This window comes from Pseudoalteromonas sp. JC28 (assembly GCF_013319255.1).
In the GTDB taxonomy this organism is placed as follows: Bacteria; Pseudomonadota; Gammaproteobacteria; order Enterobacterales; family Alteromonadaceae; genus Pseudoalteromonas.
The window spans coordinates 256,660-281,921 of the sequence record NZ_QOKX01000008.1; the positions used below are offsets into that span (position 1 = coordinate 256,660).

The 25,262-nt window shown below is 43.5% G+C and carries 22 protein-coding genes and 1 tRNA gene; 18 read left to right on the forward strand and 5 right to left on the reverse strand.

Annotated features, from left to right (window positions below):
* Window positions 1-54 precede the first annotated feature (54 nt).
* The 7 genes from ftsY to DS891_RS18965 all read left to right on the forward strand — a co-directional run bounded on the left by ftsY (window position 55) and on the right by DS891_RS18965 (window position 7,815).
* Window positions 55-2,142 (forward strand): signal recognition particle-docking protein FtsY, encoded by a 2,088-nt coding sequence (gene ftsY, locus DS891_RS18935; protein WP_174170613.1) that lies wholly within the window; start codon window positions 55-57, stop codon window positions 2,140-2,142.
* Window positions 2,143-2,255: 113 nt separating this feature from the next.
* On the forward strand, window positions 2,256-2,933 hold the full coding sequence (gene ftsE / locus DS891_RS18940; RefSeq protein WP_017218471.1) for a cell division ATP-binding protein FtsE: 678 nt from the start codon (window positions 2,256-2,258) through the stop codon (window positions 2,931-2,933).
* Window positions 2,930-3,916: a permease-like cell division protein FtsX gene (gene ftsX / locus DS891_RS18945; RefSeq protein WP_010607197.1), complete on the forward strand. Its 987-nt coding sequence runs from the start codon at window positions 2,930-2,932 to the stop codon at window positions 3,914-3,916. Before ftsE ends, ftsX begins: the two co-directional genes overlap by 4 nt.
* A 298-nt stretch (window positions 3,917-4,214) precedes the next feature.
* Entirely contained in the window at window positions 4,215-5,072 is an 858-nt protein-coding gene (gene rpoH, locus DS891_RS18950; RefSeq protein ID WP_010374102.1) for an RNA polymerase sigma factor RpoH, read from the forward strand.
* Between the two features lie 194 nt (window positions 5,073-5,266).
* Window positions 5,267-5,980: a 1-acylglycerol-3-phosphate O-acyltransferase gene (locus DS891_RS18955; protein ID WP_029215903.1), complete on the forward strand. Its 714-nt coding sequence runs from the start codon at window positions 5,267-5,269 to the stop codon at window positions 5,978-5,980.
* Window positions 5,980-6,315: a ribonuclease E inhibitor RraB gene (gene rraB, locus DS891_RS18960; RefSeq protein ID WP_010374098.1), complete on the forward strand. Its 336-nt coding sequence runs from the start codon at window positions 5,980-5,982 to the stop codon at window positions 6,313-6,315. Before DS891_RS18955 ends, rraB begins: the two co-directional genes overlap by 1 nt.
* 225 nt (window positions 6,316-6,540) lie before the next feature.
* On the forward strand, window positions 6,541-7,815 hold the full coding sequence (locus DS891_RS18965) for an HD-GYP domain-containing protein (protein ID WP_174170614.1): 1,275 nt from the start codon (window positions 6,541-6,543) through the stop codon (window positions 7,813-7,815).
* Here DS891_RS18965 and DS891_RS18970 read toward each other — a convergent pair.
* The gene (locus DS891_RS18970) at window positions 7,812-8,129 is read right to left on the reverse strand and encodes a hypothetical protein (RefSeq protein WP_010374094.1); all 318 of its coding nucleotides are present in this window, start codon (window positions 8,127-8,129) and stop codon (window positions 7,812-7,814) included. The two genes, DS891_RS18965 and DS891_RS18970, sit on opposite strands and share 4 nt — an antisense overlap.
* Before the next feature lie 373 nt (window positions 8,130-8,502).
* On the opposite strand from DS891_RS18970, the gene DS891_RS18975 reads away from it, so the two are divergent.
* Window positions 8,503-9,759 carry an outer membrane protein transport protein gene (locus DS891_RS18975; RefSeq protein WP_102057547.1) on the forward strand — a complete coding sequence of 419 codons (1,257 nt, stop codon included), beginning with the start codon at window positions 8,503-8,505 and terminating at the stop codon, window positions 9,757-9,759.
* 47 nt (window positions 9,760-9,806) lie between these two features.
* On the opposite strand, the gene mutS is transcribed toward DS891_RS18975, so the two are convergent.
* On the reverse strand, window positions 9,807-12,398 hold the full coding sequence (mutS, locus tag DS891_RS18980; protein WP_174170615.1) for a DNA mismatch repair protein MutS: 2,592 nt from the start codon (window positions 12,396-12,398) through the stop codon (window positions 9,807-9,809).
* 24 nt (window positions 12,399-12,422) lie between these two features.
* On the opposite strand from mutS, the gene DS891_RS18985 reads away from it, so the two are divergent.
* The 4 genes from DS891_RS18985 (at window position 12,423) to DS891_RS19000 (ending at window position 16,573) form a co-directional block, all read left to right on the forward strand.
* Complete coding sequence (locus DS891_RS18985; RefSeq protein WP_174170616.1) at window positions 12,423-12,914, forward strand: CinA family protein; 492 nt, start codon at window positions 12,423-12,425, stop codon at window positions 12,912-12,914.
* Between the two features lie 66 nt (window positions 12,915-12,980).
* Window positions 12,981-14,036, forward strand: coding sequence for a recombinase RecA (gene recA, locus DS891_RS18990; RefSeq protein WP_095729681.1), 1,056 nt, complete (start codon window positions 12,981-12,983; stop codon window positions 14,034-14,036).
* Between the two features lie 339 nt (window positions 14,037-14,375).
* Complete coding sequence (locus tag DS891_RS18995) at window positions 14,376-15,692, forward strand: adenylosuccinate synthase (RefSeq protein WP_010378944.1); 1,317 nt, start codon at window positions 14,376-14,378, stop codon at window positions 15,690-15,692.
* Between the two features lie 242 nt (window positions 15,693-15,934).
* Entirely contained in the window at window positions 15,935-16,573 is a 639-nt protein-coding gene (locus DS891_RS19000; RefSeq protein ID WP_010378945.1) for a tetratricopeptide repeat protein, read from the forward strand.
* Window positions 16,574-16,920: 347 nt separating this feature from the next.
* Here DS891_RS19000 and DS891_RS19005 read toward each other — a convergent pair whose 3' ends face one another.
* On the reverse strand, window positions 16,921-18,792 hold the full coding sequence (locus tag DS891_RS19005; protein WP_174170617.1) for a sodium:proton antiporter: 1,872 nt from the start codon (window positions 18,790-18,792) through the stop codon (window positions 16,921-16,923).
* Between the two features lie 571 nt (window positions 18,793-19,363).
* Between DS891_RS19005 and proB the strand changes: the two genes are divergently transcribed.
* Together proB and DS891_RS19015 are read left to right on the forward strand one after the other, a co-directional pair.
* A complete protein-coding gene (gene proB, locus DS891_RS19010; RefSeq protein ID WP_174170618.1) occupies window positions 19,364-20,464 on the forward strand; it encodes a glutamate 5-kinase in 1,101 nt (366 codons plus the stop codon).
* Window positions 20,465-20,467: 3 nt separating this feature from the next.
* Window positions 20,468-21,715, forward strand: a complete 1,248-nt coding sequence (locus DS891_RS19015; RefSeq protein ID WP_174170619.1) for a glutamate-5-semialdehyde dehydrogenase — start codon at window positions 20,468-20,470, stop codon at window positions 21,713-21,715.
* Between the two features lie 144 nt (window positions 21,716-21,859).
* On the opposite strand, the gene DS891_RS19020 is transcribed toward DS891_RS19015, so the two are convergent.
* A tRNA-Ala gene (locus DS891_RS19020) sits at window positions 21,860-21,935 on the reverse strand.
* A gap of 129 nt (window positions 21,936-22,064) precedes the next feature.
* On the opposite strand from DS891_RS19020, the gene DS891_RS19025 reads away from it, so the two are divergent.
* Entirely contained in the window at window positions 22,065-22,460 is a 396-nt protein-coding gene (locus tag DS891_RS19025; protein WP_095729676.1) for a hypothetical protein, read from the forward strand.
* Window positions 22,457-22,969 (forward strand): prolyl-tRNA synthetase associated domain-containing protein, encoded by a 513-nt coding sequence (locus tag DS891_RS19030; RefSeq protein WP_174170620.1) that lies wholly within the window; start codon window positions 22,457-22,459, stop codon window positions 22,967-22,969. Before DS891_RS19025 ends, DS891_RS19030 begins: the two co-directional genes overlap by 4 nt.
* Here the strand turns inward: DS891_RS19030 and DS891_RS19035 are convergent.
* Window positions 22,928-24,061: an MFS transporter gene (locus tag DS891_RS19035; protein ID WP_174170621.1), complete on the reverse strand. Its 1,134-nt coding sequence runs from the start codon at window positions 24,059-24,061 to the stop codon at window positions 22,928-22,930. The genes DS891_RS19030 and DS891_RS19035 overlap by 42 nt on opposite strands.
* Window positions 24,062-24,249: 188 nt before the next feature.
* Between DS891_RS19035 and DS891_RS19040 the strand changes: the two genes are divergently transcribed.
* Both DS891_RS19040 and DS891_RS19045 read left to right on the forward strand, forming a co-directional pair.
* Window positions 24,250-24,786: a DUF2058 domain-containing protein gene (locus tag DS891_RS19040; RefSeq protein WP_088531806.1), complete on the forward strand. Its 537-nt coding sequence runs from the start codon at window positions 24,250-24,252 to the stop codon at window positions 24,784-24,786.
* A 72-nt stretch (window positions 24,787-24,858) separates the two neighbouring features.
* Window positions 24,859-25,182 (forward strand): c-type cytochrome, encoded by a 324-nt coding sequence (locus DS891_RS19045; RefSeq protein WP_174170622.1) that lies wholly within the window; start codon window positions 24,859-24,861, stop codon window positions 25,180-25,182.
* Window positions 25,183-25,262 lie beyond the last annotated feature (80 nt).

Here is a 25,262-nt window from a genome sequence, read left to right on the forward strand (position 1 = left end):
ATCAACATTTTGCTTTGGGTTTATGCAATTTATCTAACACGGTCATAAGTGAATATGGGAAAGAAAAACAAATTTTTATCTTGGTTGGGCTTTGGTAAATCCGATAAAGAGCAACAAGAAGCTGAACGCCAAGAACAGTTAGCAAAAGAACAAGCTGAGCGTGAGGAAGCAGAACTTCAGGCACAACTTGCGAAAGAACAAGCTGAGCGTGAGGAAGCAGCACGCCAAGAACAGTTAGCGAAAGAACAAGCCGAGCGTGAAGAAGTAGAACGCCAAGAACAGTTAGCAAAGGAACAAGCTGAGCGTGAAGAAGCGGAACGTCAGGCACAATTAGCAAAGGAACAAGCCGAGCGTGAAGAAGCGGAACGTCAGGCACAACTAGCGAAAGAACAAGCTGAACGTGAAGAAGCAGAGCGCCAGGCACAATTGGCGAAAGAACAAGCCGAGCGTGAAGAATCAGTGCATCAGGCACAACTTGCGAAAGAACAAGCTGAGCGTGAGGAAGCAGCACGCCAAGAACAGTTAGCGAAAGAACAAGCCGAGCGTGAAGAAGTAGAACGCCAAGAACAGTTAGCAAAGGAACAAGCTGATCGTGAAGAAGCAGAACGTCAGGCGCAACAAGCAAAAGAACAAGCCGAGCGTGAAGAAGCRGAACGCCAGGCACAATTRGCGAAAGAACAAGCTGAGCGTGAAGAATCAGTGCGTCAGGCGCAACAAGCAAAAGAACAAGCTGAGCGTGAGGAAGCAGAACGTCAGGCGCAATTAGCAAAAGAACAAGCTGAGCGTGAGGAAGCAGAACGTCAGGCGCAATTAGCGAAAGAACAAGCTGAGCGTGAGGAAGCAGAACTTCAGGCACAACTTGCGAAAGAACAAGCTGAGCGTGAGGAAGCAGCACGCCAAGAACAGTTAGCGAAAGAACAAGCCGAGCGTGAAGAAGTAGAACGCCAAGAACAGTTAGCAAAGGAACAAGCTGATCGTGAAGAGGCCGAACGTCAGGCGCAATTAGCAAAAGAACAAGCTGAGCGTGAGGAAGCAGCACGCCAAGAACAGTTAGCTAAAGAACAAGCTGAGCGTGAAGAGGCAGAGCGCCAGGCGAAATTAGCGAAAGAACAAGCTGAACGTGAAGAGGCAGAACATCAGGCACAGCTAGTTAAAGAACAAGCCGAGCGTGAAGAGGAAGAGCGTCAAGCACAATTAGCTCAAGAACAAGAAAAGCCGAAAAAAGAAGGTTTCTTCTCCCGCCTTAAAAAAGGCTTGTTGAAAACCAAGGCCAATATCGGCTCAGGCTTTGCTTCGGTATTCAAAGGCAAGAAAATCGATGATGAGCTGTTCGAAGATCTAGAAACGCAATTGCTAACGGCTGATATTGGTGTTGAAACCACGATGAAGCTGATAGATAACCTGACTGATGCCGCTGATAGAAAGCAGTTAAAAGACGGTGAAGCTTTATATGATCTAATGAAAAAAGAAATGTCAGAGATCTTAAAGACGGCTGAGCAACCGCTTGAGATCCCTGCCGATAAGAAACCTTTTGTTATTTTAATGGTCGGCGTAAATGGCGTTGGTAAAACGACAACAATCGGTAAGCTTGCCAAACAGTTTCAAAGCGAAGGTAAATCCGTCATGTTGGCGGCTGGCGATACTTTCCGCGCGGCCGCGGTAGAGCAGTTGCAGGTATGGGGTGAAAGAAATAGTATCCCTGTTGTTGCCCAGCACACAGGTGCTGATTCTGCGTCGGTGGTATTTGATGCCTTCCAAGCCGCTAAAGCGAGAAATATCGATGTATTAATAGCGGATACAGCGGGTCGATTACAAAATAAAGATAACCTAATGCAAGAGCTTGAGAAGATAGCTCGAGTAATGAAAAAGTTAGACCCAGACGCGCCACATGAAGTGATGTTGACGATTGATGCCGGAACTGGTCAGAATGCGATTAGCCAGGTAAAACTGTTTAATCAAGCGGTTGGCTTAACTGGTATCACGTTAACTAAGCTTGATGGTACAGCCAAAGGTGGGGTTATCTTTGCTGTGGCGGATCAGTTTAAGGTGCCAATTCGATATATCGGTGTAGGTGAAGGCATTGATGACTTACGCACCTTTAAGAGTGATGATTTTATCGAGGCATTGTTCAGTCAAGAATAAATAGAGACATCAGTTGCAATAAAGCGGGCAAATTTGCCCGCTTTATTCGATTGCCGAATTGCTACAATGCCACGGACTGAGTGTCATGGTTAAAATAAGTATAAGAGGCCAACATGATTAAATTTGAGCAAGTGAGCAAAACTTATCCTGGTGGGCACAAAGCACTGGAAAAAGTGAGCTTTGAACTTGCAAATGGAGAACTCGCATTTTTAACCGGCCACAGTGGCGCTGGTAAAAGTACATTATTAAAGTTGGTTAGCGTGATGGAAAGGCCATCAGCAGGCCGTGTCTACATTAATGGTGTCGATCTCAATACGGTATCTAACCGGCAAGTTCCTTTTGTTCGCCGAGATATTGGGATTATTTTTCAAAACCACCGCCTACTCGAACGTTACAGCGTATTTGATAACGTCGCACTACCTTTAGTTATTGAAGGTACTCACCATAAACAGATCACCAAAAGAGTACATGCCGCTTTGGACAAGGTGGGTTTGCTTGATAAAGCAAAGTGCCATCCGAGTGTGTTATCTGGAGGTGAACAGCAACGTGTTGGCATAGCAAGAGCGATTGTTAACTCGCCGCCTTTGCTGCTTGCAGATGAACCTACGGGGAACTTAGACCCAGAACTATCGATGGAAATTCTGAACCTATTTGAAGAATTTAATCGCCGTGGTACATCCGTTCTTATCGCTACTCATGATTTGGGGTTAATAGCACGTATGAAATACCGTAGCTTCACGCTTAATCAAGGACGCATGCTACAAGATCCGCTAGCGGAGGACACGCTATGAGTTTGCTGTTTAAAGGACGAGGAAATCAGGCTGAACAGAGTAAAAAGTCGATATTTCATCATTTTTACTTTTTTTGTTTGATGATTATTCGTCAAGGTGTACAGAGCCTTGGGGAAATGTGGCGTACGCCAATGGCCTCTTTAATGACTATTCTAGTTTTGGGGCTCAGCCTGACATTACCTGCGACGCTTTATGTGGTAGTGAAAAATGTACAGCAGGTAAGTAGCGGGTTTAAAGAGGCATCTGAAATATCATTGTTCGTTAAAGATGAAATGACTGAGGCACAGACACAAACTCTGGTGAAGCGACTTGCACTCTATCCAGAAATAGAAAAAGTAGTACTGATAAGTAAAAGCCAAGCTTTGGATGAATTTAAGTCAATGTCAGGCTTTGGTCAGGCGCTTAACTATTTAGAAGAAAACCCGCTGCCTAATGTCGTGCTGGTAACGCCTGTTAGTCGTTTTAGAAAACCACAAGCCGCAACAGAGCTTCTCACTAAGCTTGAAAAAGAGCGCGAGGTTGAATTTGGTAAGCTGGATATTGAATGGCTAGAGCGCCTAAATGCACTACTGGGGTTACTAAAAGAAAGTGTGATCACCGTGGGGTTTCTATTGCTTAGCGCCGTTATCTTGATTATTGGAAATACCATACGCTTATCCATCATGGACAAGAAAGAAGAAATTCAAGTGCTAAAACTGGTGGGAGCGACCAATACCTTTATTCAGGCTCCGTTTCTTTGGACTGGTGTATGGTATGGGATAGTTGGTGGTTTGGTTGCCTTTATCTGTGTTGGCCTTATGTTGTGGTGGCTGGAGTCAGCTGTATCTACAGTTGTTGGGGTATATCAAAGCAACTTTGTGCTTCAGGGAATGGCAGGGAATGAACTGTTAGTGCTACTTGGCACTGCGATTACTTTAGGGTTTGTAGGCTCTTTTCTTTCTGTACACCGTTATATCAAAGAGATTGAACCTGAAAAAGTATGATTTAACGCTACAAACACCAACCGACTGCTAAAGTGTAGCAGTCGGTTGCCAATTACTATCAGGTTTTAGCACTCAAACAATCAGAACTATTTAAATTTAGCACTGTCATAAAAAAATAATATCGTAAAAAGAAGCCTAGTTAATTCAATATTTTTAATATTATTCAGTAGGTTATATTTTACTTTTGAAGTTCTTCTAAAAAGGTTGATTTTAAAAATCAGATAAAGTAGATTGCATTTAGCACTCTAGATGTTAGAGTGCTAAATATACACGAAACGGTTTATCACTGAGGTGAAACATGACTAAAGATTTATACGCATTAGCACTAACTGGGCAGCAAAGCGCAAGCGTTGAAGGTTACCTTCAATCTGTAAGCACAATACCTATGCTTGGCGCTGAGGAAGAGAAAAAACTTGCGACACGTCTTCAGGAAGAAGGGGATCTTAACGCGGCTAAGCAACTCATTATGTCTCATTTGAGATTTGTTGCTCACATCGCAAAAAGTTATTCGGGCTATGGCCTACCTCAGGCTGATTTAATCCAAGAAGGAAATATTGGGTTGATGAAAGCAGTAAAGCGTTTTGACCCAAGCGTGGGTGTGCGCCTTGTTTCTTTTGCGGTACATTGGATTAAAGCAGAAATCCATGAATATGTATTAAAGAACTGGCGTATTGTTAAAGTTGCGACGACAAAAGCGCAGCGTAAATTATTCTTCAATCTACGCAAAAATAAAAAGCGTTTAGGTTGGTTTAACCAAGACGAAGTGACAACGGTTGCAAACGAGCTTGGTGTAAGTGAGAAAGAAGTTCGCGAGATGGAGTCTCGTATGGCAGGCCAAGATATGGGCTTTGACCTATCTGCTGACGATGATGAAAGCCAAGCGGGTAACTTCTCTCCAGTACAGTATTTAACAGACACAAGTAGCGACCTTGCCGAAGAAGTTGAGCAAGAACAGTGGCAAGAGCAGTCACATAATCGCCTATTTGCAGCACTGAAAACGCTTGATGAGCGCTCTCAAGATATCGTAAGTGCACGTTGGCTTGCTGACGAAAAAGCAACATTACAAGATCTTGCTGAGAAATATAGCGTGTCGGCAGAGCGTGTACGCCAGCTAGAAAAGTCAGCAATGAAAAAGCTGCAAAACGCAATGAGCTAAATTTTGCAAAAATGATAAATCGTGTGTCAAATGCCGCTACTCAGCGGCATTTTTATTTTCTATAAATAGATCAGTATCTTAACTATCATACTCTGAGATTCCTCTGGCAGCCTCTAAACTATCATCATTTTGAGCTTACAAGTGTTCGCTTATTTTACTATAATGCGCAAGATTTTAATTCTGGAGTGGTTAAATTGATTGCCATTATACGAATTCTCTTATTAACAGTGTTTATCATTGTTAGTGGTATTTGCGGATTGTTATTGTGCATTGTGCGCCCTTTTCACGCTAACAATGTGCACACGATAGCCAAATGGTATGGCTATATGTCAAAGTTGATAGGCGTTGAGTTGGTGATAACGCAGCATGAAAATGCCAAGCATGTTGTCCCCGCGATGTATGTTGCAAATCACCAAAATAATTATGATCTCTTTACGCTGCCGGCCGTGGTGCCAAAAAACACCGTCAGCATGGGGAAAAAAAGTTTAAAGTGGATCCCGTTTTTTGGACAAATGTATTGGCTATCTGGCAACATTTTGATTGATAGAGCCAATCGTTCTAAAGCCTTAGGAACACTGACCAAATCAGCAAAAAAAATCACCGAGTCAAAACTATCGGTTTGGATGTTCCCTGAAGGGACCAGAAGCTATGGTCGCGGTTTGTTGCCATTTAAAACCGGGGCATTTCACACCGCAATGAGCGCCAATGTGCCTATTATCCCAGTATGTATGAGTTCAACGCATGAGCAGATAAAGCTCAATCGTTGGAATAATGGTAAGGTCTATATCGACATGCTAGAACCGGAATATTTAGACCCTGAAGTGCCAGCAAGGGATCACGCTGCTCAGATCCATGCTAAAATGGCTCAAAGAATAGCTGAATTAGATGCAAAAGCGAGATTAAAATAATGGAAAACTGGCGTGAGATAAGTGAAGATATCGTTTCTTCATTGCTAGAAGACGGTTCAAACCCTGAAACGCTTTATGAAGTAGAACATCACTTTGTAAGTGAGGATTTTGACAAGCTGGAAGCAGCAGCATTAGCGGCATTTAAATTGGGCTATGATGTTGAAGAACCAGCAGAGCTTGAGCTCGAAGACGGCGGTAAAATTTGGGGCTTTGATGTTGTAGTAGAAGCCGAACTGGATACCGACGTTATCATGGAAGACGTAGACAAGTTAGAAAAGGTTGCACTAGACGCTGGCGTTGAATACGACGGCTGGGGAACTTATTTCCAAGAATAGCAACTGTATAAAACCCAGCATGTATATGGTGTTGGGTTTCCCCTTCTGCAACACTTCATAAATACCTCAAATTAAATCACTTAATTAAGTAAACTGGTATAACAAGCGTTTCTGAGTGGTTGTAATTTCACCATACCTTTGTGTGAATTTAATCTGAATAGATGGTGTTTCACCTCATTCAATGGTATTAATATTCATTGGCTAACTACGTAGTGTAAGCGATTCATGCAGATTGTCCTCCCAATTGAAGATCTTAGACCTGGCATGTTTGTGGATAATGTTCACAAGCATAAGTCTGACGCGGGTATTAAGATCAAATCTCGGGGAATGGTCAGAGATGAAGCCATCATTCAAAAGCTGATTGACAAAGGAGTACTGGAGCTCACTATAGACTTTACGCAGAGCGATATTCCTGTACCACAGAAATACCAGCAGCCAGCAGAACCGGTCACTGAAGCGCCACAAACCCCTGAAGAACCTGCCGCCAAAAATGGCATGGATGGCAGTCTTTCCACCGCTCGCAGCAAGCCAAAATCCAAAGCCAAAACGGTGAGTAAAGAACAAACTTTGCAGCAAGAATTTGCGGTTGCGATGCAAAAGTTTGAAAAGAATAACCGTCAGATCCAAAGCCTCTATGGAGATGTAACATCGGGTTTGAAGGTCGATATGAGCCTCATCAATGAGGTAAGTAAAGACATCGTCGATTCGGTACTGCGTAATTCAAATGCGATGGCGATTTTAACTCGGATCAAAGACAAAGATGCCTACAATTGGCGTCATATGACCAACTGCGCCATTCTGATCACCGTATTTGCCAAGCACCTCGGTTTGCAACATCACATTATTGAACAGTTAGCCATGGGGGCGATGTTGCATGACATTGGTCACGCTAAGTTACCCCAGGGGCTGATCAATAAGCCGGGCAATTTTACCGATCTTGAGTATCGTGCGGTCAAAAAACATGTGGCACAGTCTTTAGGGTTGAGCAAAGGTGAGTCTGGGATCACGCCTATTATGCTGGACATGATCATCAACCATCATGAACGCTTAGATGGTACAGGTTATCCGAGAGGGATTAAAGACGACGCACTCAGCACCGCGGCAAGAATGATGGCGATTGTGGATGTATACGACGCCATAACCTCAGATCAGCACCACAAAGAGGCTGATGAACCAATTAATGCGTTACGTTTTTTACTGTCGAGTAAAAAGCAATTTGATCCTATTTTAGTGCAGCGTTTTATTAAGTGTATGGGGGTTCACCCCGTAGGGACTATTGTTAAACTGACCAACGAGCGATTAGGATTGGTACTAGAAGGCAATAAGCATGCACCAACCGCACCTCTTGTACGAGTGTTTTACAATACCAAACATCTCCACCATGTTACGGCAAAAGATTTGGATTTAAGCGAGTCAGAGATAAAAGTGATCGCAAGTGTCAGGCCGCTTGATTATCAAATTAACCTCTCACGATTGCTAAGAGATCAATTACTGATTTAAGGTTTGGACTGCGCGACAGGGAAGAAAGCGTTTTTACAGCGTCTTTTGAGATTTTGCCATCTAGCAGAGAGCATCGCGCCAGTCATACAGCTTGCCATCATTAATATCCACAGTAATGTTCCCTTTTCCGAATGTAACGCCGCACAGCTTAGCAGCAGTGATAGCAGCGCTGCAACAATAGCACCTAACCAGTATTGACTGACCGGGTTATCGCACTCTCCCGCGTGGCGACAGGCACAGTAGTTTGCTTTACACAGGCAATATACGCTGAGACCGCAAAATACCAATGCGCAAACGATTAATGCTATCGACATGTTGTTCTCCTTAGCACGATTAACACACTGAATGACTCATACTCAGATTGAAGAGTGTATATAAGGGATGAAGGTACGTCAATGATATTGGTAATTATTATCATTTGATAATTTATCTCATCCGATGAGTTTACAAAGTGCGTAATTTGTTCGTTATATGTTCACTTAATCAACGAAAAGTCGCAAAAAAGGAGATTTCTACTCCACTTTTAGGTAGGGTGTCATGAATTTATTATTCTGCCAATTTGGTGGGTGTGTGGCATAGCTGGATATTGGCTAGGTGAGCAAGGTCAAAGTGAGGCTGCGCAGTGTTACTCGAATTGGTTTTTTTAACCATTACTCAGGAAATGGTTAGTTCACAGGGGATTAGAGTATGAACAAAGTATTATTAGGTCTTATCGCATCAGGTGCGATTTTATCGTCATCACAAGCACTAGCTGCCGCCTTCCAACTTGCGGAACAAAACGTCTCTGGCCTTGGTCGTGCTTATGCGGGTGAAGCATCTGCAGCCGACGATGCGTCAGTGGTTGCACGTAATCCAGCATTGATGGGTAAGCTATCAGGCACGCAATTATCAGTAGCAGCTATGTATGTTCAACCGGACGTAAGCCTGACGGGAACAGGTACTAGCAATGGTATCCCTGCATCAGCGTTAAATGACAACAGCATCGCACCAAGTGCTATTATTCCTGCTATTTATGCAACGCACAAATATAACGACCAATGGTCGATTGGTGCTGGTATCTATTCACAGTTTGGTCTATCTACAGAATTCGATAAGGATTATGTTGCAGGTCAAATCGCGGGTGAAACTGAAATTAAGACCGTTAACTTAGGTATTTCTGCTGCTTACCAAATTGATGAGCAATGGAGCGTAGCGTTTGGTATTAATGAAGTTTATGCCGATGCTAAAATCGTTCGTAACCTTGGTGCGACAACGACAGGTTTGCCAGCCAGTACTCAGGCGGTACACTTAGAAGGTGACGATTATGGCTTTGGTTGGAACCTAGGCGTTGCTTATCAAATCGATGAAAACAACCTAATCGGCTTCCATTACCGCAGTGAAACAGATATCACATTTGATGGTCACTTTAGTAACGACTTACCAGCAGCGATGGGCGGCTTGAATGGCGCGTCACTACCAGGTTCAGTGGATGTAACGTTACCTGCGATTGCTGAGATCTCAGGTTCTCACAAATTAAACCAAGAAACCTCACTACACTACAGCGTACTTTGGACAGGTTGGAATAGTTTTGATGAACTTGAAGCTGTAGTTGGTAACGCAGGTTCAGTATTCACTAAAGAAGAGAATTTCTCTAATTCATTACGTTTTGCAGTTGGCGCTGACTATCAGCTTAGTAATGCGGTGAAACTACGTGCAGGTATGGCATATGATGAGTCACCAGCGGATGAAAACCATCTATCTATCTCAATTCCTGATACAGACCGTACTTGGTACTCATTTGGTGCGGAGTATACACTTGCTAACCAAGCAACTGTAGATTTCGGGATCAGTGTTTTAAGAGGTAAAACACAAACTTTCACTGAAGCTGACAGATTCAGTGAGTGGGGCTATCGCTCTAAAGGCCATGCGATGATCTTTGGTCTTCAGTATAACCACAAGTTCTAATTGTAAGAGAACATTAAAAAAGCGGCTTTTAGCCGCTTTTTTACTTTCTACAGCATAGATTTAAGTTGATATAGCAAAGCATGAGCTTGCTTTGGTGTCATATCATCGGGATCCATATCTGCAAGTAGCGCTTCAACCTCAGAAGGCTCATTGGCAAGCATTAAGCTCTGTTGTACAGGCGCTGCTACATGAGCAGACTTATCGCCAACGACACTCTGATGTTGCTCTAACAAAGCGAGTTTCTGTTTCGCTAACTTAATCACTGCTTTTGGCACGCCGGCAAGACTTGCTACCTGTAAACCAAAACTCTTACTTGCTGCCCCTTCCATCACTGTGTGTTTGAAGGCAATAGTATCGTTATGTTCAACGGCATCCAAATGCACATTAACAAGGCCTGCTTGCTGCTCAGCCAATTCGGTTAACTCAAAATAATGAGTAGCAAACAGTGTTTTTGCTGCAATTTTGCTGGCGAGATAATCCGCTGTCGCATAAGCGAGTGATAAACCGTCATAGGTGCTTGTCCCACGACCAATTTCGTCCATTAGCACCAATGATTGGGCGGTTGCATTGTTTAAAATGGTTGCAGTTTCGGTCATTTCAACCATAAAGGTTGAGCGCCCAGAGGCAAGGTCATCACTGGCACCAATGCGAGTAAAAATACGATCGACAATTCCGATGGAGGCTGCGCTTGCCGGTACATAGCTGCCAATATGCGCCATCAACACAATTAACGCGGTTTGACGCATATAGGTCGATTTACCACCCATATTTGGTCCAGTAATAATGAGCATTTTACGTTCATCGTTGAGTTTTACTGGGTTGGCAATGAATGGTTCTTTACTTACTTGTTCTACGACTGGGTGGCGACCATCCACTAAATCAATTTCAGTGCCCTCGGTAAGCGTGGGCTTGCAATAGTCTAGTGTTTGAGCACGTTCGGCTAAGGTGTTTAATACGTCCAGATCGGCAAGCGCTGCAGCCATGACTTGCAATTGTTCAATATAAGGAGCGATGAGTTCAAAGAGCTCTTCATATAGGCGCTTTTCAAGTGCTAGTGCTTTCGATTGGCTACCAAGCACTTTGTCTTCATGTTCTTTTAGCTCAGGAATAATGTAGCGTTCGTTATTTTTCAGTGTTTGTCTGCGAATGTATTCCGCAGGCACTAAGTGCGAATTGGCCCGGCTGATCTCAATATAAAATCCGTGAACGCGGTTATACCCAATTTTTAATGTCGAGATCCCTGTGCGTTCGCGCTCTCTTTCTTCAAGTTTTTCTAAAACATCCGTGGCACCTGCGCTTAATGCGCGTAGCTCGTCAAGCTCTGCATTGTAGCCCTGTGCTATTACTCCACCATCACGAATGAGAGCAGGGGGATTGTCGATAACCGCTCGTTCTAACAAATCTTGTAACTTAGGTAATGCAGGTGAATGGCTAATAATAGACTGAAGTCTCGTATCCGTCGCATCTTGTAAAATATCATGCAGTGGCGGTAACGCTTGTAATGCACTTCTTAAGCGCGTTAGATCACGCGGACGAGCGGTAAATAACGCTAACCGGGCTACGACTCGTTCAATATCGCCAATGTGTTTTAGTGCATCGTAAACTTCCATGCATAGTTGTTGTTCGATAAGGCTCGCAATCGCATTGAGTCGAGCATTGAGCTCTTTGCGTTCGCGCACGGGCGTATGAATGCGGCGTTTTAGTAAGCGCGAACCCATGGCCGTTGAAGACTTATCTAAAATCTGCGCTAAGGTGTTTTCAACACCGCCAGAGAGGTTTAGAGTTAGCTCTAAGTTTTTGCGCGTCGCGGCATCTAAGATCACTGCGTGCTCATTCTTTTCTAGCGTGATCGCACGAATATGAGGTAATGCAGTGCGTTGCGTGTCTTTCACGTATTGCATGACACAACCCGCGGCGATTAAACCCATATTGGCATTGTCGACACCAAAACCGACTAAGTCGCGGGTTGCAAACTGCTGACAAAGTAAATGCTTTGCTGTGTCTAAATCAAACTCCCAATCTGGACGGCGACGACTGCCTTTAATGCTTTCTAGCACTAAAAGGTTCTGAAATGATTCTGGATATAACAATTCTGCGGGCTGCAAGCGCTGTAACGTGGAATTAAGTGCTTCGTCAGTCTGTAGCTCTACGATATTAAATCGGCCCGAGTTAATATCAAGATAGGCAACGCCATAACCTAAGTTTTTTGGATGTTGGTAGACCGCCGCAAGTAAATTATCTTGGCGTTCTTGCAATAGTGCTTCGTCGGTGACGGTACCTGGAGTAACAATACGCACAACTTTACGTTCTACAGGACCTTTACTGGTCGCTGGGTCGCCAACTTGCTCACAAATAGCAACAGATTCACCCAGTTGTACCAAGCGAGCTAAGTAGTTTTCAACTGCATGATAGGGAACACCTGCCATTGGAATTGGATTGCCACCGGCTTTACCGCGATAGGTTTGAGATATATCGAGAAGCTGCGCCGCTCTGATAGCATCGTCAAAGAAGAGTTCATAAAAGTCGCCCATGCGATAGAACAGCAAGATTTCTTGATGCTGAGCTTTAATTCGCAGGTATTGCTGCATCATTGGGGTTTGTTGGTTTATAGTGTGTTCTGAATATAGATCTGACGACATTGTTGATACCTAAAAGGTTTTCCTATGGAGCACTACAAAGAGATAGCCGAATATGCGGCACAATTGGGCGCTATTCTAACGAATAACGGCGTAACAATCACTACCGCAGAGTCATGTACAGGTGGTGGGGTGAGTTATGCGTTAACAGATACGCCGGGGAGCTCTGCTTATATCGAACGTTGTTTTGTGACATACAGTAATCAAGCTAAGCACGAATTATTGGGAGTATCACAACAAACCCTAACGCAATTTGGTGCCGTGAGTGAGCAAACGGTTTTGGAGATGGTCAAAGGTGCTCAGCAGGCAGCTCATGCTGAAGTTGCCATTGCTGTATCTGGTATCGCTGGACCAACTGGAGGCAGCGTTGATAAGCCCGTAGGTACTGTATGGTTTGCTATTGCGAATAGTGATAGAGTTCAGGCATTTCACCAAGTATTTACTGGGAATAGGGCCGAAATAAGACTTCAAGCCATTGAATTTGCATTAAAAAATACTGTAGCGATGGTAAAATCATAAAATTCTACTTGATACTGTAATTTCATACAGTATACTAGGTGTCATTACGCTGAATTGGAGAAGCAAATGAACGATAACAAGCAAAAGGCATTAGACGCAGCACTATCACAAATTGAGCGTCAGTTTGGTAAAGGCTCAATCATGAAACTGGGTGAGAACAAGGCGCTAGATATTGAAGCCATCTCAACGGGTTCATTAGGTCTGGATATTGCACTTGGTATCGGCGGCTTACCAACTGGTCGTATTGTTGAAATCTATGGTCCAGAATCATCAGGTAAAACAACGCTAACATTACAAGCGATTGCAGAAGCGCAAAAAATGGGAAAAACATGTGCGTTCGTTGATGCTGAACACGCACTCGATCCAATCTATGCCGAAAAGTTAGGCGTTAATGTTGATGAGTTATTAGTATCACAGCCTGACACCGGTGAACAAGCGCTTGAAATTTGTGACATGCTAGTTCGTTCTGGTGCGGTTGATTTGGTTGTTATTGACTCGGTAGCAGCACTTACCCCTAAAGCTGAAATTGAAGGCGATATGGGTGACTCACACGTTGGTTTGCAAGCTCGACTCATGTCACAAGCATTGCGTAAGCTTACAGCTAATATCAAACGCTCGAACACATTATGTATTTTCATCAACCAAATTCGTATGAAGATTGGTGTGATGTTTGGCAACCCTGAAACCACAACTGGTGGTAACGCACTTAAATTCTATGCATCTGTACGTCTTGATATTCGTCGTATCGGTTCAGTGAAAGAAGGTGATGAGGTTGTTGGTAACGAAACTCGTGTTAAGGTTGTGAAAAACAAAGTAGCACCACCATTTAAACAAGCTGAGTTCATCATCATGTACGGTGAAGGTACGTCGAAACAAGGTGAGTTGATAGACTTAGGTGTGAAACACAAACTGGTTGATAAAGCGGGTGCTTGGTTTAGCTATAACGGCAGTAAAATTGGCCAAGGTAAAGCAAACTCAATTAAGTTCTTAAAAGAAAATGTTGAGATTGCCAATGAAATTGAAGGCAAGTTAAGAGAAATGCTCCTAGCGCAAGCGGTTATTATGCCTGAAGAGGGTGAAGATAAAGGCCTTGCTGAAGTTGAAGATGATTTAGAGCTATAGGCTAACCACTCAAGCTTAACGGCTCGCCAGCAAGCTTGAGCTATATTTTAAAAAGCCCAAAGGTTAACCTTTGGGCTTTTTACATTTTATAAAAGTTTACTTTTGATAACAAAGAGATAGTTATCGATTAATCCGAACAATACAGCTATTTTGATATAAAAATAAAATACGTTGTTTGATTTTCAGCTATTAACCCACCTTTTCAACAAGTTATGTAACTTGCCTTGATGCTTTACATCATCAATCTTATTGAAAGCAGAAAAATTAGGCAAATTGGGGTGATTTCGACTATGGTTTTCTGGTAAAATCTGCGCCTAATTTTTTCTAAGTGAATTTGCAATGGGTAAAAACGTCGTTGTATTAGGCACCCAATGGGGTGACGAAGGTAAAGGTAAAGTAGTTGACCTACTTACAGATAAGGCTTCTTTAGTTGTTCGCTACCAAGGCGGACACAATGCTGGCCATACACTAGTAATTAACGGTGAGAAAACGGTACTACACTTGATCCCATCAGGTGTACTACGCGAAGACGTTAAATGTGTAATTGGTAATGGTGTAGTACTTGCACCAGATGCGCTAATGAAAGAAATCCACATGCTTGAAGCGCGTGGCGTTCCTGTACGTGAGCGTCTATTGATCAGCGAAGCATGTCCTTTGATCTTGCCTTACCACGTTGCACTAGACCAAGCGCGTGAACTAGCGCGTGGTGAAAAAGCCATTGGTACAACTGGCCGTGGTATTGGTCCTGCGTACGAAGATAAGGTTGCACGTCGTGGTTTACGTGTTGGCGATCTTTTCAACCCAGAGCAATTTGCTGCGAAGCTTAAAGAAGTACTAGAGTTCCACAACTTCGCCTTGGTTAACTACTACAAAGTAGATCCAGTAGACTTCCAGAAGACATACGATGATGCAATGGAAGTAGCAAAAGTACTTAAGTCAATGATTGTTGACGTTACTGAACTACTTGATCAAGCGCGTAATGCTGGCGACCATATTCTATTTGAAGGTGCGCAAGGTACATTACTTGATATCGACCACGGTACTTACCCGTACGTAACCTCATCAAACACGACGGCTGGTGGTGTTGCGACAGGCGCAGGTTTTGGTCCGCTACACTTAGATTACGTTTTAGGTATTGTTAAAGCTTACACAACTCGTGTTGGTTCAGGTCCTTTCCCTACAGAGCTTTACGATGGTCAAGACAAGCAAGACCCAGTTGGCAGACACTTAGGCGAGAAAGGCAACGAGTTTGGTGCAACAACTGGTCGTTTACGTCGTACAGGTTGGTTTGATGCAGTGGCAATGCGCCGTGCAGTTCAAATCAACAGCATCAGTGGTTTCTGCTTAACTAAACTAGATGTACTTGATGGTTTAGAAAAAGTGAAAATCTGTACTGGTTACCAATTAGAAGACGGCACTGTGACTAATGTGACTCCTCTTGCTGCTGAAGGCTATGAGAAAGTGACTCCAGTATACGAAGAAATGCCTGGTTGGAGCGAAAACACCTTTGGTGCAACTTCTGTTGAGCAGCTTCCAGAAGCCGCTATCAACTATATCAAGCGCCTAGAAGAAATCACTGGCGTGCCAATTGATATCATCTCAACAGGCCCTGACCGCGTTGAGACAATGATTGTTCGCAACCCTTTTGCTGAATAATCCTGCTGTCGATTGATAAAGAAAAAAGCTGCTACGGCAGCTTTTTTTGTGTCTATTACCCTACAAGTTTTTGTCTTCCTGCCGATAAGTAAGCGAATGTTTGCTCATATGATAAAATTAGACTTCGCTTTGGCGTAAATAATGCTTAATCAAATTTGAGTGTCGATGTTGCTGCAGAGCAAGTAATTTGCCTTTGTAGCCTGCTATAGTTAAACAATCAGCTTTACTTTGATGGGTCTTCGATGAATTACTTACTTCGTTATTTTGCAGCTTCAGCATTGAGTGTTTCCTTAAGTCTCAGTATACAGAGCAAAGTATCTGCCGAAGAGGCTATCGAAGCTGTGCCTTTGTATACGCAACAAGAGCTACTAGCGCTCATTGAAAAAAATCAACACCTTGCTCGGGTTAAAGCGGATGAGTGCCAGCTGGTTAAAGATATTGAAGCGCGTGCTGAGATCATGGCGCTGCCTTCGTATCAGTTTCTTTATGGTGACATGTTAGCTTATGCCGTGTGTGTAGACAGAGATGTTGAGCTCGGCCTTTATTATATGAAAAGGGCTGCAGAGCAGGGCCTTGCCGCGGCGCTTGAACAATTAGGTCGCTACTATGATGTTGGCCAGTTAGTGCAAGAAGATAAAGCGATGGCGGTAACCTATCTGAGAGAAGCCGCAGCACTTGGCAACTTAAACGCTCAATTAAGACTCGTAGATGTATTTAATCAAGGTCATGGTAGTCCTAGAGATTATGAAGACGCCTATCGATGGCTGTTCCATTCCGCAGTTGCAGATAAAAAGCTACATAAGCGGATTCAGGTAGCACTAGGTCAACTGGCAAACAAAATGCCTGATAGTGTGGTCAAGCGTGCGAGATTGCCTATATAACCTGAACTCGGGATAACAACTTGTTCTCTAGCAGCTGCTATCCCTTACTACTGCGTTAAATTTGCTTGCAATAGGCCAGCTATTGGCGCACAAATTTGCCTTGTATTAAGAAATAACTTCTGGCTAGAGTGACACTACGCTTTTGAACTTAGTGATTTTAGTGGATTAACTTACTTCTTATCCCGAGTTCAGGTTGTATAACCTGAGGCTCAGGTTAACTCCGTTGGATCAATAGATATTACTTCAGCAGGTTTTGAGTGCAAAGTAAAAGCGGCGTAAGTGACGCCGCTTTGCTTGTTTCTAAATAAAGCTCGTAAAGTTAGCTTATTTCTTATCCAAATCTCAGGTTAAGTAATTTGCTGGCTGCTAAGCTTTGCACCAATTTGGCTTTCTTTATTCACATTTGGATCTTTAAGCACCGTTAACTTAGGCGGTTGTAACGCCAATACGCGGTCGCCTTCCTCTGGAAGCTTTTTCATGTCAGAGGTAAACGGGCGGATCAAGATGGGTTCCTCATCTTTGTTCTGCTCTGTGAGTACAAACAGCGGGATTGCTTCACTGTTAACCTCTTTATACTGTTCCCATTTAAACTCTTCTGAGATCCGCGTTACGCTCACTTTGCCGCCCTTAGCCATCATGCTACTTAGCTTGGCGTAATTACCTTCGTCACCAAACAAAATTTGGCGAGAAAGGAAAGTGGCGCTATCTTTGTTCGCCTTGGCGTGGTTAGTGGATGATTTGAGCGAATAAACACATTGATCGCCAAGTAAGTGAGAAAAGTACTGTACACCTAAAGCGTTGTGATGACGGTTAGGTGAAAGCGCTAGCACTGACTTTAAGCTGGTCAATGGGAGGTAACGCTCTGCATGTTCCGACTGTGGGTTACCATAGTAACAAGGCAGTCCGTCCATTCTCGCCATCTTGCAGTTTTCCCAAGCGGGATCGGAGAGATAAACATCAATATTTTGGTCTTTTAAGCCTTTAGCCACCGCTCTAGCTACATGGTTTGCACCAATGATAAGTAAGGTATTGGGCTTTGGTTGACGCACTCCTAAAAGACGTGCGAAAGGCGTTGCCGTTAGGCTTTGTAGTACCACGGTGACAATGATGACGGTGAAGATAAGCGGCACCATTTTATCCGCATCTGCTATCTGTGATTTGGTCATACTCAACGCAAAAACTGAGCCTACAGCTGCAGCAACAATACCTCGAGGAGCTATCCAACTTAACAGAATGCGAGACTTTATCGGTAAGTCTGTATTGAACGTCGATAAGAATATCGACAGTGGTCGAGCAATAAATAATACTACAGCTAGAAAGATAAAGACGTCGGTGTCTAACAGCATTAAATCTTCTAACTTGAGTCGTGCCGCGAGTAATATAAATAAGCTCGAAATCAGGATCATTGAGAGATCTTCTTTAAATTCTAACACTGAGTCTATTTCCAAGTCATCTTGGTTAGCGAGCCAAATACCAAAGATAGTCACGGCTAGTAAACCCGACTCATGGCTCAGATGATTCGATAGCGTAAAGCTAAACAACACTAGCGCTAAAATGGCGAACTTGTGAAGCTCGAAAGGAAGCCACTCTTTTCTTATTAGGTAAGTGGTAAGGTAACCTGATGCGACGCCAATACTTATCCCCACACCAAGTGTTGATACGAGCGCCCACAGGGTATGACTGAAGATACCTTCGCCACCAACTAAAGAGACGGCTTCAAATACGAGTACCGCAAAGAGTGCACCAATTGGGTCTATGACTATACCTTCCCAACGTAAAATACGGTCTATGTCTTTGTCTGGGCGCATGGCGTTCAGCATCGGGGCAATAACTGTTGGACCAGTCACGACAAGTACTGCGCCCAAAACGGCGGCAACTTGCCAGTTAAGCTCCAGCACAAAAATTGCGGTCGTTGCTATCACCGCAAAGGTTGCTAACATCCCGATAGAACAAAGATTCCGTACAACCTTACCGATTCCTTTGAGTTCTTTAAAATGCAGGGTTAGTGAACCTTCAAAGAGGATTACAGCAACGGAAAGTGAGACGACGGGAAAGAGTAAATCCCCGAGTAAGGCATCTGGGTCCAGCGTGCCACTAAATGGCCCCAAAGCAAGACCTATAAGAAGTAAAAACAAAATTGCTGGAACCTTAAAGGCCCAAGCAAGCCATTGTGCTATTACAGAACATACTGCAATACCTGCAATGTAGATTGCTGACATAGATTCTCCCCGGTTGGATTATCCCAACATTTTTATCAGTATAGCTAGCATCCAGTTATAACACAGCGCGAATGAGGGTAAAGTGAATAAATTACTGAAAATAAGGTATTATAAAATTGATTTATGGTGGTCATAAATAATTAACATGGGATAGGGTTGCAATCTTACCCTTGCTTACGTTAAGGTAATAAACGTTCAAGGCGTGGAGTAAATCGCGCCGTCATTCACAATCTACTCATTACGCAATTATTCATTGCGGTACAGCCTTTCCGGCCGCACCAAACCATGGTGGCCCTGTTGGAAACGGCTCGACATCAAAGGTTAAGTACTTGATGTCACAATCAATCTTCTATTAGTGAAATGTCAGCCAGTTAACGATTGTTACTGCGTCTGGGTTTAGCATGTGTGGCGACATGATGGGACTAAGGTCTTCGCCGCCGCACGTCTGTTTGTTTTATCTATTTGCCGACTTTTTGGTCGATGCATTGCGCTTTCTGTTGTCTTCTAATAGGAGATATTTGGAGTACCAACTCGTGAGTGGGTGGTTAATTTAATGCAGGAATTTATGTCGATGAAACAGTCAAAACGTATAGTAATCAAGATCGGGAGTGCGTTGATCGCGCCAGAGCAAGATGGGTGTCGATCCCGCTATTTACTCAGCATCGCGCAATTCATCGTGCGTTGTCGAGCTCGAGGTATCGAGGTGATCCTCGTCTCTTCAGGTTCAGTCGCAGCAGGGTCGCACTTATTTCCTAATTCAGAGCAGCCGAGCATTGCGGTGAAAAAAGCGATGGCGGCAGCTGGCCAAACTGAGATGATGGCTACGTGGGACCGTTTCTTTGACTTCCCGTCGGCGCAGATATTGCTGACTCACGGCGACCTGCGTGATAGGGAAAGATATACCAGTATTCGTGAAACAATATTCACTTTACTCGATCATGGAATACTGCCTATTATCAATGAAAATGACACCGTGACCACAGACGATCTGAAGGTAGGTGATAACGATAATTTGTCTGCCATGGTAGCTGGGGCTGCAGATGCAGATGGGCTAATTATTTGCTCCGATGTCAGTGGTTTATATAACAAAAATCCTAATTTACATGCTGATGCAGAGCTGATCTCTGAGGTGACAGAGATCACTGAAGAAATCTACGATATGGCAGGTTGTCCAACGAGCAAGGTTGGCACCGGTGGTATGAAGACCAAAATTGAAGCTGCTGAAAAGGCGACGTCTCACGGTATAGATACCTATATTGTTAACGGCTTCGAAGAAACAACCTTTGAATTATTGTTGGCGGGAAAAAATCCAGGCACGGTATTTACAGCCTATGATAAACCGATGCAAGAAGCGGTGCATTGGATGACTCACACAGCATCAGAGCAAGGTGAGCTGGTCGTTGATAGCGATTATGGCTCAGGCGAAAATCAAGTGGTGGGTCAGTTAAGTGGTGATGAAATCACTGAAGTAAAAGGTGAGTTTTCTGTTGGAGATACCGTGCTCGTGAGGAGCAAAGATGGTAAGCGCTTAGCCAAAGCAACCACCAATTACAGTAGCTGCCTATTAAACTTTTTAACTGAACGCGAAGAGAATCCGATCAGCGAAAGAATTCAAGATAGTATCGGACCCGTTATTTCAGAACAAGATATTGCATTATTGGAGAAGTCATAAGACATGAGTTTAATCACAGATATTTCATCACAGGCTGCAAAAGCAGCGAAACAGTTAGCACTATTATCTACAGAGCAAAAAAATGCAGTGTTAGCAGATATGGCAAAAGGGATCCGTGATAACAGCGATGCCATTATTAAAGCCAATGAAGCTGACTTAGCTGCTGCTCGTGATAACCAGCTTAGCGACGCCATGATAGATAGATTAACGCTTAACCAAGCGCGGATTGAAAGCATGGCTGAGGGCATTGAGACCATCATTCAACTGGACGATCCAGTGGGTGCACGTAGAGACATGGGTGTAAGACCAAATGGCATTAAAATCAGTAAAATGCGAGTGCCACTTGGTGTTGTCTGCATGATTTATGAGGCGCGCCCCAATGTCACCGCTGACGCCGGTGCACTATGTTTTAAATCAGGTAATGGTGTTATTTTGCGTGGTGGTAAAGAAGCGTTATCAAGTTCTTTAGAGATCGCAAAAGCGATGCATCAGGCGCTCGAAAAACATAATCTACCTGCCGCGTTGGTTTCTGTTATTCCGGATCCAGACCGCGCGTTGTTAATGGAGCTGATGCAGCAAAAAGAATATATCGACCTTATCATCCCACGTGGCGGTGAGGGTCTAATCAATTTCGTTACTGAGAATAGTACGGTGCCAGTGATCCAGCATTTTAAGGGCGTGTGTCACTTGTATATAGATAAAGCGGCCGATCTCGATAAAGCAATGGCGCTTCTGTTAAACGGTAAAACGCAGCGTACTGGTGTATGTAATGCGCTTGAAGGGTTAATCGTTCATCAAGATATCGCTCCGACTTTTTTACCGAAAGTTGCTGCAGCACTAGCAGAAAGGGGTGTGAAAATTAATGCGTGTAAGCAAACCGTAGCTTATTTTGATAATGCAGTTGAGTTAAGCGATGACGAATTTGGCGAAGAATACTTGAGTCTTGAAATAGCGGTTCGTCAGGTTGCTGATTTTAATGCAGCGCTTGCACATATTGATCGCTTTGGTAGTCACCATACCGAAGTTATCTGTACGGAAGACAAAGCAGCTGCTGATTTGTTCCAACGCGGTGTAGATGCTTCCGTCGTGATGGTTAACGCCTCTTCACGCTTTAGTGATGGTTCAGCGTTAGGTTTAGGTGCCGAGATTGGTATTGCTACCACCAAATTGCACGCTTACGGACCTATGGGCTTGGAGTCGCTAACAACCGAAAAGTTTTTAGTGAATGGTGAAGGCCAAATCAGAGAATAATGAACTGATGCTGCTTGAGTAGATGGAAGAATTATACTCAGTGGTATACACAGAATGACATAAGTAACTGCAAAGCTCGGGTCGAAAGACTTGGGCTTTTTTCTTTTCGATTTAGAGGGTCAATTTTGTAAGAAGTGCGGAAAGTGGTGGAGCTAAGCAGGATCGAACTGCTGACCTCCTGCGTGCAAGGCAGGCGCTCTCCCAGCTGAGCTATAGCCCCACATTCCGTCAGTGGACGAAGCGAAATTTAATCATTTTTTATATTCCCGTCAACCCCAGACAAAAAATTTCGCTATTTTTTTATAGTCTTTGTTACACTGAACTGAAAATAAAACGAATTAAGCGAATTATGGTTCTGCGTCATATCTTTTCTATTCTCATTATTGGGCTGCTAGCGAGTTGTGCATCACAGCCTGATGAGCCTGAACTTATTATCGAAAAACAATCTCTTCATAAGCGTCTTTCGCCAACTGGTGATAAAGAATTTGCTTTCATTGTAACGGTACAAGCAACACCTCGAATGGAGCTGGATGCAAGTAAGCCAATATCAAGAAGAGAGTTAAAACGCTTTGCCGAGTTTGAGCGTATTGAAGATTCTCCCGCTCTAAAACTCAAGCTAGAAGAGCAAGCTGTCGCCTTATTAAAACCGGCTTTGATTGAGGCGGACTACTGTAATTCAGGTCATAAAATTACCGATGTATACTGGCGACAGCGTAGCGTTCAGTTACGAGGTAAGTGTTTGTGATCAGAAACAATCCAAGTGCACTTGCAGAGCGGCTCGCTCAGTTAGATATCAACTATCTCAATTATGAGCATCCACCGTTACATACTTGTCTAGATGCTGACAACTTGAAGTTAGAGAGAAAAGGGACGCGACTGAAAAATCTCTTCCTCCGAGATAACTATGGAAAGCGACACTTTCTTTTTATTATTCCTGCAGATAAGCAAGTCGACCTAAAAGCGCTGTCTAAATCTCAAGGGGTGTCGCGTTTAGGTTTTGCATCGACGGACAGATTAGCGAAGTATTTAGGGGTGGAACAAGGCTGTGTGTCAGTACTCACACTGCATAACGACAACGAGCAACGAGTCGAATTATGGCTTGATAGTGAACTGCAATCTGCGCACTTATGGCAGTGCCATCCCCTAGTGAATACTAAAACTTGGGTGTTAACGCTCGAAGATTTAAAGCGCTTTTGGCAAGTCACAGGACATTCACCTCACTGGGTTGACTGTGTTTCTCAAACTCAGAGCTAAGCCGACTGTACAAACGATAAAAAGTGACGCACAAAACCAAGCGATACCAGCTTGCTCATAAATCAAACCCGGAAGGTAAGATCCCAGCACGCCTCCGGAATAATAAAATGAAACATAAGCGCCATTGGTGACGGTTGCAGGTGCCTGACTAATACTGTTGGCTAATGGTGCAGCGGTAGAATGGATCACAAACATACAGCCGCAGAACAGCGTAAATAAGACTACAAAAAAGAACACAGACGCCACGGGTAATAGCGCAATGGTTGCAGCGTAGACTAAAAACATCACAGCTAAAAATCGCCAGGTAGAATGAAATTTACTTTGTAGCCAAGGTGTAACAATAGACCCTAAAGCACCAACCAAATAGCCTGTATAGACCCAGCCCACTTTACTGGGATCGGTTAAATTAAAGTCGTACTTGAGTATAAACGGTAAAAAGTTGAGTAGTCCCGCGAAGCAGAAAAACATACAAAATACAGAGCTGTATAATCTCACTAGGCGCGATTGCTTGAGTGGTGCCAGGTAGTCTCTGATCCTTGTCGCGTGAATTATTGGTGGTTTGTTCTTGCTGGCTCGAATGCTAAATGCCAGCACAATCAATAACAATGCGTTTAGGTAATAGAAACTTCGCCACTCAAACCAGACAGTAAAGTTGGCCGCAAGTGTACGGCCAAAATAACCTCCGGCTATGGTACTTCCGATGTACAAGCTCATGTTTCTTTTCAACTGTGAGCCACTAAACTGTTGGCCGATATAACCCGTCATCGCAGTGAGTGCAGCAGGTAATAATAACCCTTGAATTAACCGAGTAAACAAGAGCCCTGAAAACGAAGTCATTGAAGCAAATGCTAAACTGCTGAGTGCCAAGAGCAGCATGGTCCATTTTAAAATGCGCAGCGGATTGGACTTTGCCAGCAATAATCCGTAGCAGATTGGCGCGATAGCCAGAGGTAGCATAGTTGCTGACATCAGCATGCCCGCATCTGACGCTGACACATTAAATTGCTCCGCAAACTCAGCCAGCAGCGGCTGCGGTGCATAGAGCACAAAAAAAATGGTAACGGAGCAAAGCAGTAGATGAATGACAGGCATTAAGCTATAAGGCTTTTTATTTCGATGAGTTAGCTTAAATTAAAGCAAACTAGATGACAATTTTTTGCGCTAAATCACGGTGTGCAACAATAATTTTGGTAGTTTTACATTAGATTGACCGATTCCTCTCTGGTCAATCGAAATTGCTGAGTTAAAATAGTGAAAAGTCTATTTTACGGAGTTGCATGATGGGTTCACTGCAAGATCAGTTGCTAAAAGCAGGCCTAACAACTGAGCACAAGGCGAAAGTTGCAAAAACACAAAAGCGTAAACAGCAGAAGAAAAAGAAAAAGGGCGCAACGAGCGACCAAACAGACCTTCAAAAACATATTGAGCAGACAAAGCTTGAGCAGCAAAAGCGTGCCGAAGAGCTAAATAAAGCGAAGCAAGAAACGCTAAAAGATAAAGAGCAAATTGCTCGCGTGAAGCAGATCTTAGAACACCATAACCAAGATGAGATCCGCGGTAATGTGACTTTTAACTTCACATATCAAAATAAGGTGAAGGAGTTAGAAGTTAATTCCGAAACACAAAAAGCGCTATCAAAGGGGCGTTTAGCGATTTGTGTTTTAGAAGGGCAATTCTATGTGCTACAAGATGAACCTGCTAGAAAGATTGCAGAGGTAGACGAGAAGTATATCGTTTTCCATGTTGAGGACAACCAGCAAGGTGATGAGGATGATCCTTACGCTGACTTTGAAGTCCCAGATGATTTGATGTGGTAGTGATTAGGCTTTAGGTCAAACTTTAGTCTACACTGACTTACAACGTTAACCGTCAATAAAAAGAGTAATGATATGAGCAAGATGAAAAAACTACTAGTAGGGACTACGGTGGCAATTTGCGCACTAGGTTCAGCAAGTTCAATGGCTGCAGATGGTAAAGCATTGTATACAGCAAAGATGTGCCAAACCTGTCATGGTGCAGAAGGTAAAGCACCGATCATGCCTCTGTATCCAAAGGTAAATGGTCAAAGCAAAGAGTATTTAGCGGCGCAAATGAAAGATATCAAATCAGGTAAACGTAATAACGGTATGACAGCAGCAATGAAGGCGATGATTGCTAATGTCACTGACGCTGAAATCGATGCGATTGCAGAGTATCTATCTAAAGTTGAATAACATCAAAGTTAGATATCAAAGATGATAAAAAACCACCGTTCGCGGTGGTTTTTAGTTGAAGATATAATTAAGCTAATTTA